The sequence below is a fragment of the Photobacterium marinum genome (assembly GCF_000331515.1).
GTDB classification, from domain to species: Bacteria; Pseudomonadota; Gammaproteobacteria; order Enterobacterales; family Vibrionaceae; genus Photobacterium; species Photobacterium marinum.
In genome coordinates, this window is the sequence record NZ_AMZO01000077.1 from 1 (window position 1) to 1,707 (window position 1,707).

Genomic DNA, 1,707 nt, shown 5'->3' on the forward strand with positions numbered 1-1,707 from the left:
GCACCTTATGCCAGGCGTTATGGCATATAAAGCACAGGCAACGGGTCTTCGCTGCAAGGTTTTCGGGTCAAGCTTAGCGGCTATAAAGTCGCTATTTTCAGGCGGTATGATTTAACGCTTCTCGGTATAACGAACTGTGAATTTGGCTGGTTTTGTCCACAGCACGCTTGATTTACCAGTTGTGTTTGTTGTCAGAAATACCTGAAACATCATCGAACGAGAACGGTCAAAATTGGTTTCTGGTTATCAAGTTCCAACTATTTGCAATATTTCCCGAAGCTTCCGCTTTAAATCTGTTGATAAAGAGCAATTTATGTCCTGTGGCTACTGCTTCAATTCCTCTAAAAACCACCCACACAAAATCCATTCATAAAGAGTCTAGGTGTCTAATATTTAAGGCTAAAATTGAGCAATTTCAAATTTATACATTTTGTTTGTTGTATGATGCTTTAATCATATGGCAGGTAAATAATTCTGTTCGGCGGTAGCGTGTCAAAATCAAGTTAATTGCTTGAAATGTAGCCATAACAAAGGCATCAAGGTGACTTGTTACACTCGGCAGTTTTGGTATGGAGTTTGGTGCGCTTTGTAGGTTAGTCGTGGCGCACCTTATGCCAGGCGTTATATGCTGCCGGTAGTGCTAATTTCTTGTGGCATGGTTCGGTATTGTCTAGAATGGCGCACCATATTTCTATCTCAGGTCATAAACATGAGCGATACTAACTCAAAACCAACTCTGCCAGATCACTTATCGGGTAACCCTCGTAGCCTACACTTTGTAGAAGAGTGTTTTGAACATCACATCGGTATTCGCCTTAATGGTAAAGAGCGTACTGATGTTGAAGAATATTGTATCAGTGAAGGTTGGGTAAAAATCCCGTCACCTAAAGCAAAGGACCGTTATGGTAATCCAATGCTGATTACACTAAAAGGTGAAGTAGAGGCATTCTACAAATAAGCTGTCTTAGTTGCCGCTTATTGTCAATGCATAGGGCTATACCAGCTCTATGCATTGCTTTCCCACCATTTTAAATAGCTCTTCCAAGTATTAGAAATACGCATATAACAAAGCAATCAAACGGACGCGAACACTCGGTAGTTTTGGTTTGAAATTGCTCCGTGATTACGGCGTTCATTGTAAGTAAGGTTAAATTCGCGCCGCTTATCGCAGGCGTTATGCACTGAAAGTGAAGTTGGTTTTAACTGGAAACATTGCCGCCGAAGAACATGATTTTCTTGCTATTGGCTCATTGCAAGTTAACCAGCTATTTTGAAAAGCCTAAATTCAATTTGTCTTTGTTGGTCAATTTCATGGCTTTCGTGTATTCGTCAGTCAGTTCAGAGTTCCAAAATTTATAGCCTCGGCTTCTGATTTTCTCACTAATAAGTAACGTTTTTTCTGGTGAACCCTTGGGCTTTTGGTTTACTCACCAGTAGGTTATGTACTTTCTCGGCGATACTTTGGGCTTAATGCGTATTCACCAGTGAGTTTGGTATTTGAAAATCGGTGACCATCTAGTAATCAGTTTATGCTGGTTATCGGTTTAAATTTTATTGTTTTCGCTGCCAAGTTGGCATTTTTGCGTGCTTTTGCATAACAAAGGCATCAAGGTGACACGTTACACTCGGCAGTTTTGGTCTGAAGTTCAGTGCGCTTGGTAAGTTTGGTGTTGGTGCACCTTATCGCAGGCTACATGGACTCCCCCG

1 protein-coding gene is annotated in these 1,707 nt (G+C 41.1%); it reads left to right on the forward strand.

What is annotated here, in order from left to right; all coding sequences use genetic code 11:
• The first annotated feature begins 709 nt into the window (after positions 1-709).
• Positions 710-958, forward strand: a complete 249-nt coding sequence (locus tag C942_RS24195; protein WP_007471615.1) for a DUF3297 family protein — start codon at positions 710-712, stop codon at positions 956-958.
• Positions 959-1,707: the final 749 nt, after the last annotated feature.